The organism is Roseovarius conchicola, from assembly GCF_041403425.1.
GTDB lineage: Bacteria > Pseudomonadota > Alphaproteobacteria > Rhodobacterales > Rhodobacteraceae > Roseovarius > Roseovarius conchicola.
Genome location: NZ_JBGEHK010000004.1, coordinates 228,254 through 235,000, shown reverse-complemented (window position 1 = coordinate 235,000; position 6,747 = coordinate 228,254). Strand labels below are relative to the sequence as shown.

Annotated in this window: 6 protein-coding genes, 1 tRNA gene and 2 rRNA genes (1 of these 9 running past the window's edge); 3 read left to right on the top strand and 6 right to left on the bottom strand. The window is 59.1% G+C overall.

Annotated features, from left to right (window positions below):
- The 3 genes from V6N02_RS13220 to V6N02_RS13210 all read left to right on the top strand — a co-directional run.
- Positions 1-1,267 (top strand): 23S ribosomal RNA (locus V6N02_RS13220) (it extends 2,172 nt beyond the left edge of the window).
- An 81-nt stretch (positions 1,268-1,348) separates the two neighbouring features.
- Positions 1,349-1,463 (top strand): 5S ribosomal RNA (gene rrf, locus V6N02_RS13215).
- Between the two features lie 72 nt (positions 1,464-1,535).
- Positions 1,536-1,612 (top strand) — tRNA-Met (locus V6N02_RS13210).
- A 60-nt stretch (positions 1,613-1,672) separates the two neighbouring features.
- On the opposite strand, the gene V6N02_RS13205 is transcribed toward V6N02_RS13210, so the two are convergent.
- From V6N02_RS13205 to V6N02_RS13180, 6 genes are read right to left on the bottom strand one after another with little or no spacing between them, the layout of a single operon-like run.
- A complete protein-coding gene (locus V6N02_RS13205) occupies positions 1,673-2,158 on the bottom strand; it encodes a flavodoxin family protein (protein ID WP_371226070.1) in 486 nt (161 codons plus the stop codon).
- A 54-nt stretch (positions 2,159-2,212) separates the two neighbouring features.
- On the bottom strand, positions 2,213-2,902 hold the full coding sequence (locus V6N02_RS13200; RefSeq protein ID WP_371226069.1) for an ABC transporter ATP-binding protein: 690 nt from the start codon (positions 2,900-2,902) through the stop codon (positions 2,213-2,215).
- Positions 2,899-3,648 carry an ABC transporter ATP-binding protein gene (locus V6N02_RS13195; RefSeq protein WP_371226068.1) on the bottom strand — a complete coding sequence of 250 codons (750 nt, stop codon included), beginning with the start codon at positions 3,646-3,648 and terminating at the stop codon, positions 2,899-2,901. The genes V6N02_RS13200 and V6N02_RS13195 overlap by 4 nt, the downstream gene beginning before the upstream one ends.
- Positions 3,641-4,624, bottom strand: coding sequence for a branched-chain amino acid ABC transporter permease (locus V6N02_RS13190; protein WP_371226067.1), 984 nt, complete (start codon positions 4,622-4,624; stop codon positions 3,641-3,643). The genes V6N02_RS13195 and V6N02_RS13190 overlap by 8 nt, the downstream gene beginning before the upstream one ends.
- A complete protein-coding gene (locus tag V6N02_RS13185) occupies positions 4,621-5,541 on the bottom strand; it encodes a branched-chain amino acid ABC transporter permease (RefSeq protein ID WP_371226066.1) in 921 nt (306 codons plus the stop codon). The genes V6N02_RS13190 and V6N02_RS13185 overlap by 4 nt, the downstream gene beginning before the upstream one ends.
- A gap of 54 nt (positions 5,542-5,595) precedes the next feature.
- Complete coding sequence (locus V6N02_RS13180) at positions 5,596-6,744, bottom strand: ABC transporter substrate-binding protein (RefSeq protein ID WP_371226065.1); 1,149 nt, start codon at positions 6,742-6,744, stop codon at positions 5,596-5,598.
- Positions 6,745-6,747 lie beyond the last annotated feature (3 nt).

Below are 6,747 nucleotides of genomic sequence, written 5' to 3'. Positions count from 1 at the left end.
TCAGATCGTACCCTAAACCAACACAGGTGGACTGGTAGAGAATACCAAGGCGCTTGAGAGAACTATGTTGAAGGAACTCGGCAAAATACCTCCGTAAGTTCGCGAGAAGGAGGCCCGGTTCCTAGGCAACTAGGGGCTGGGGGCACAAACCAGGGGGTGGCGACTGTTTACTAAAAACACAGGGCTCTGCGAAGTCGCAAGACGACGTATAGGGTCTGACGCCTGCCCGGTGCCTGAAGGTTAAAAGGAGAGGTGAGAGCCTTGAATTGAAGCCCAGGTAAACGGCGGCCGTAACTATAACGGTCCTAAGGTAGCGAAATTCCTTGTCGGGTAAGTTCCGACCTGCACGAATGGCGTAACGACTTCCCCGCTGTCTCCAACATAGACTCAGCGAAATTGAATTGCCTGTCAAGATGCAGGCTTCCCGCGGTTAGACGGAAAGACCCCGTGCACCTTTACTACAGCTTCGCACTGGCATCAGGACTGCAATGTGCAGGATAGGTGGTGGGCTTTGAAACCGGAACGCCAGTTTCGGTGGAGCCTCCCTTGAGATACCACCCTTTGCATTCTTGATGTCTAACCGCGGCCCGTTATCCGGGTCCGGGACCCTGCGTGGTGGGTAGTTTGACTGGGGCGGTCGCCTCCTAAAGCGTAACGGAGGCGCGCGAAGGTTGGCTCAGAGCGGTCGGAAATCGCTCGTTGAGTGCAATGGCAGAAGCCAGCCTGACTGCGAGACTGACAAGTCGAGCAGAGTCGAAAGACGGCCATAGTGATCCGGTGGTCCCGAGTGGAAGGGCCATCGCTCAACGGATAAAAGGTACGCCGGGGATAACAGGCTGATACTGCCCAAGAGTCCATATCGACGGCAGTGTTTGGCACCTCGATGTCGGCTCATCTCATCCTGGGGCTGGAGCAGGTCCCAAGGGTACGGCTGTTCGCCGTTTAAAGAGGTACGTGAGCTGGGTTTAGAACGTCGTGAGACAGTTCGGTCCCTATCTGCCGTGGGTGTAGGATACTTGAGAGGAGTTGCCCCTAGTACGAGAGGACCGGGGTGAACGATCCACTGGTGGACCAGTTGTCGTGCCAACGGCAGTGCTGGGTAGCTATGATCGGACAGGATAACCGCTGAAGGCATCTAAGCGGGAAGCCCCCCTCAAAACAAGGTATCCCTGAGGACCGTGGTAGACCACCACGTCGATAGGCCGGAGATGTAAGCGCAGCAATGCGTTCAGTTGACCGGTACTAATTGTCCGATAGGCTTGATTTGATCCAGTAGAAGCCAGACTTCTACGATCGAAAGCATACACAAACATGCGTGTTTGACTTGGAATTCGAGGATTTTTCTTGGTTTGGTGGTCATAGCAAGAGCAAAACACCCGGTCCCATCCCGAACCCGGCCGTTAAGTGCCTTAGCGCCGATGGTACTGCGTCTTAAGACGTGGGAGAGTAGGTCACTGCCAAACCTAGTAAAATCCTCGAGATGTATCTCTCTTTCGATGCGCCCCATAACTCAACCGACTTTGGGGCGATTTTGGCGCGGGATGGAGCAGCCCGGTAGCTCGTCAGGCTCATAACCTGAAGGTCGTAGGTTCAAATCCTACTCCCGCAACCAAAAAACAGCCGCCCTTAGGGGCGGTTTTTTTTATATCACACCCTCTTGCCCGAATTTATGTCAGAATACGCCCATACTCAGCCCAGCGGCCAGAGCTGCGCCTATTTCCCGGCACTTTTCCAATTCTGCTTCGCCAATTTCCTTCGGTGCTAGGATCTGTTCCTGGGTTTGTGCATGGGTGCAGACGATGATTGGTGCCTGCACCTCTTTCAATCGCCACCCGGTGGCAATCCGCGCAATCTGGCGCAGGGCGTTTTCCCCGTCTGACCCCGCACAGACCATCTGGGCATAGGGACGCCCCTCGATTTTGCCCAGCACCGGGTAATAGCAGCGGTCAAAGAAGTCCTTCATCACGCCTGATATCGCCGCCAAGTTCTCCGGGGCGCAAAAGATATAGCCATCGGCGCGTAACAGGTCGTCTGGCCCGGCCTCGGCAGCCGGTAACAACGTTGCCGTTGCCTCGTCGCCGGCCGCATCTGCGGCGGCTTCGGCCATTTGCCGACTGCCCCCGGTTCGGGTGTGATAGATGATCAACAGTTCCGTCATGAACGCAGACTCTAGGTTGGATTTTCTGCAGTGACCAGAGATTCAGAACGGTGATCAAACGCCGATGTAGCGTCGCGTAACCTCTTCGTTCAGGTCTTCAAAGGCCCCCGACCAAACGCCGCTGCCCCGTTGCAAGATCACCGCCCTGTCGGCGACACGGGCCAGTTCGGGCAAGGATTTATCCACCAAGAGGATCGCCAGCCCGGTCTCGCGTTTCAGGGTGGCGATGGCTGCCCAAATCTCCTGTCGGACCAATGGAGCAAGCCCTTCGGTTGCCTCGTCCAGGATCAACAGGCGCGGATTGGTCATCAGCGCCCGGGCGATTACCAGCATTTGCTGCTCACCTCCTGACAGGGTCGCGGCCATCTGATCCCGCCGCTCGGCCAAGCGCGGGAACAGCCCGCTGATCCGTGAGAAATCCCAGTGTCCGGTTCGCGCGGCGGCTGTCAGGTTCTCAAATACCGTCAGATTTGGAAAACACCGTCGCCCTTCGGGGACCAGTCCAATCCCCAGCCGCGCGGCCTTGTGCGATGGCAGGCGCGCGATGTCCTGACCATCAAAACCCAGCGATCCCCACTTCAAGGGCAGCATCCGGCAGATGGCTTTGACCGTGGTGGTCTTACCCATCCCGTTGCGCCCCATCAGCGCGAGAACTTCACCTGCTTCCAGCGTCAGCGAGACATCAAACAACGCCTGACTGGCCCCGTAGGACACCGCAAGGTTTTGGGCGTTGAGCAGGGTCATGCGCCATCCCCCAGATAGGCGTCGCGTACATCACGGTTGGCCCGTATCTCCTCGACCGTGCCGGTTGCGATGACCTTGCCATAGACCAGCACGCTCAGGCGGTCGGCGAGCGCAAACACCGCATCCATGTCGTGTTCGACCAGCAGGATCGGGGCCTCGTCGCGCAACCCGTCCAGAAATGCGGTTAATTGCCGAGATCCTTCGCTGCCCATGCCCGCCATGGGTTCGTCCATCACGAAGGCTTTCGGGTTGAGCGTGAGCGCCACAGCCACCTCCAGTTGGCGGCGTTGGCCGTGTGACAGCTCTGCGGTTCGGGTGCTGGCCAGGTCCATCATTCCGACGCGGATCAGCGCCGCCTCGGCGGCCTCGCGCAGGTCCTGATCGGCGAGGGCGGGCTTGAAAAAGCGGAATGCGTTGCCGCGTGCGCCCAGTGCGCCCAGCAGAACATTCTGCAAAACCGTGTCTTCCATCGCCAGTGCCGAAATCTGGAAGGTGCGGGCCAGTCCCATTTGTGCGCGGGCTTGTGTGCTGAACGTGGTTACGTCACGCCCCAGCAGATCGACCCGCCCCGTATCGGGCGTCAAACCGCCACAGATCTGCGCAATCAGGGTGGATTTGCCCGCCCCATTGGGTCCGATGACGGCATGGATTTCGCCCGGGCGCAGATCAAGGCTGACGGCGTCGCAGGCCGTGACCGCACCGAACCGCTTGGTCAACCCGCTGGTGGACAGGATCGTGTCACTCATGCGCCACCTGCCGTCCGGCGATCAGCCCGATCAATCCGCCGCGGGCAAACAACACCACGAGTAGCAAGAGCAGACCCAGATAGATGTGCCAGAACTCGGAAAGACCACCCAGAAAATGCTCCAACGTGATGAACAAGGCGGCTCCGGCCACAGGCCCAAACAGCCGCCCGACACCGCCAAGAATGATAAAGATCATGATCTCGCCGCTGGTCTGCCAGCTGAACATCGTGGGGCTGACGAACCGGTTGAGATCGGCAAAAAGGGCGCCTGCCAACCCGGTGATGGCCCCTGAAATGATGAAAGCCGTGAGGCGCAATCGAAACGGGCTTAGACCAATGGTTTCAACGCGTTGTGGGGTTTGTCGGGCCGCGTTCAGAGCCAGCCCGAAACCGGATTGCGCCAACCGGGCATTCAGCCAGAGGGCCGCCGCCAGCAAGGCAAAACAGATCGCGAAAAACTGGATCGGGTCCAGCGTGTTGAGTCCCGGAAACCCGTTGCGCACATAGATCGACAATCCGTCTTCGCCGCCATAGGCAGGCCAGCTGATCGAGAAGAAATAAAACATCTGACCAAAAGCCAGCGTGATCATGATGAAATAGACGCCCGAGGTGCGCAAAGACAATGCGCCGATGACCAACGCAGCCAATGAAGAGGCCAGCAAAGCGGCGATCCAGATCACCGGCATCACATTCGTCCCCTCGATCACGAAAGGCCATTCCATCATCGGCGTGTAACTCTGGGCGTGACTGGCCAGAATGCCCATGGCATAGCCGCCGATCCCGAAGAACGCGGCATGGCCCAGGCTGACCAGCCCGCCAAGCCCAAGCGCGATATTGAGGCCAACACCAGCCAGCGCGAGGATGGCCACGCGGGTGGCCAGCGTGATCGTAAACGGCTCATCCGTGGCCCAGGCCCAGAGCGGGATCGCCAGCAGACCGGCCAGAAGGGCGGCGTTCAGGATTTTCTCGCGGCTCATGCGCGCGCTCCGAACAGGCCCTGAGGACGCCAGACCAAGACCACGGCCATCAGGATATAGATCAGCATCGAGGCCAGCGCCGAACCGGTTGATTGTGCTGCGGAATTGTCCATGAAAAGCCGGAACAGGGCGGGCAGAAGGATACCGCCCAGCGTGTCTGTCAGCCCCACCATCAACGCGCCGACCAGAGCGCCCTTGATCGAGCCGATCCCGCCGATCACGATCACCACGAAGGCCAGGATCAGAACCGGCTCGCCCATACCGACCTGCACCGATTGCAGTGCCCCCACAAGCGCGCCCGCCAGCCCGGCGAGGGCCGCACCAAGGGCAAAAACCACGGTGTAGAGCTTTGAGATGTCGACGCCGAGGGCCGCGATCATCTCGCGATCCGACTCGCCTGCGCGGATGCGGATGCCAAGGCGTGTGCGTGAGATTAACCAGAACAGCCCTGCGGCGATGGCAAGGCCAGTGACGATCAGTGTCAGCCGGTATTTGGGGTATTCGATCCCGCCGGGCAGGGTGACCGGCCCCGACAGGTAGTCCGGGATATCGAGGAACAGCGGGAAGGAGCCGAAGAAATACCGCGTCCCTTCGGAAAAGATCAGGATCAGTGCAAAGGTCGCCAGCACCTGATCCAGATGGTCCCGGTCATATAGCCGTCGGATCACCACCAGTTCCACGATTGCCCCTGCCGCCGCCGCTGCCGCCAGTGCAGCCATCAAGGCCAATGCGAAAGATCCGGTCGCCCCGGCCACAGCTGCCGCCGCAAAGGCCCCGACCATGTAAAGCGATCCATGCGCCAGGTTGATCAGGCCCATAACGCCAAAAACCAGCGTCAGCCCGGCGGCCATGAGAAACAACATGACCCCGAACTGAAGCCCGTTGAGGACCTGTTCGATGAGAAGTAGCAATGTCACGAAATGGCGTCTCCGGTGGGGACGGGCATCACGATGGTGCCCATCCCCAAACTCTTACATCTTGCAGTCACCCACATAGACGTTGGAATGATCTTCAAGCGCGACACCCACGATCTTGTTGGTGTAAACGTCGCCTTCCTTGATCACTTCACGCACATAGATGTCCTGCACCGGGTGATGGTTGTCCGAGAAGGAAAAATCACCGCGCACGCTGTCAAAATCCGCTTCTTTCAGAGCTGCGCGGAAGGCATCGGCGTCTTTGATATCTGCCTTGGCCATGGCCGAGAGCAGCAGGTTGGCCGTGTCATACCCTTGGCTGGCATAAAGCGAGGGCAAGCGACCATACTCGGCCTGGAACGCCTCGACAAAGGCGGCGTTGGCGGCGTTGTCGATATCCTTGTTCCACTGGCTGGTGTTTTTCACGCCCATCGCGGCGTCACCCACCGCTTGCAGGATGCCCTGATCAAAGCTGAACGCGGGTCCGACAACTGGCAGGTCCAGACCGCTATCGGCATATTGCTTGAGGAAGGAAATGCCCATGCCGCCGGGCAGGAAGAAGAACACGCTGTCCGCCCCGCTGGCTCGAATCTGTGCGATCTCGCTGGCATAGTCTTTTTGGCCCAGCTTGGTGAAAATCTCACCCGCCAACGCACCCTCATAGGTGCGTTTGTAGCCGGTCAGTGCGTCCTGACCCGCCGGATAATTGGGGGCAAGGATAAAGGTGTTCTTAAAGCCAGCGGTGTTGGCATAGCCACCTGCCGCTTCGTGCAGGTTGTCATTCTGCCAGGCCACGTTGAAGTAATTGGGATTACAGCCCTTACCGGCCAGTGCCGATGGGCCGGCATTGGGTGAGAGGTAGAACTTGCCCTGTGCCGTGGCCGAAGGTACCACTGCCATGGCGAGGTTCGACCAGATGATGCCGGTCAGCACGTCCACCTTTTCCGACTGGATCATCTTGTCGGCCAGTTGCACGGCGATGTCAGGCTTGCGCTGATCATCTTCGACTACGATTTTCAGATGGTCATTGCCCGCCATCTTGGCGGCCAGCAGAAAGCCATCGCGCACGTCAATGCCAAGGCCCGCGCCCCCGCCCGATAGCGTGGTGATCATGCCGACTTTGACATCCGTGCCATGACTGCCCGCCATTGCGGTGCTGGCCAACACGGCGATCCCGGCCGCTGTGATCCATGTCTTAAGGTTCATCTC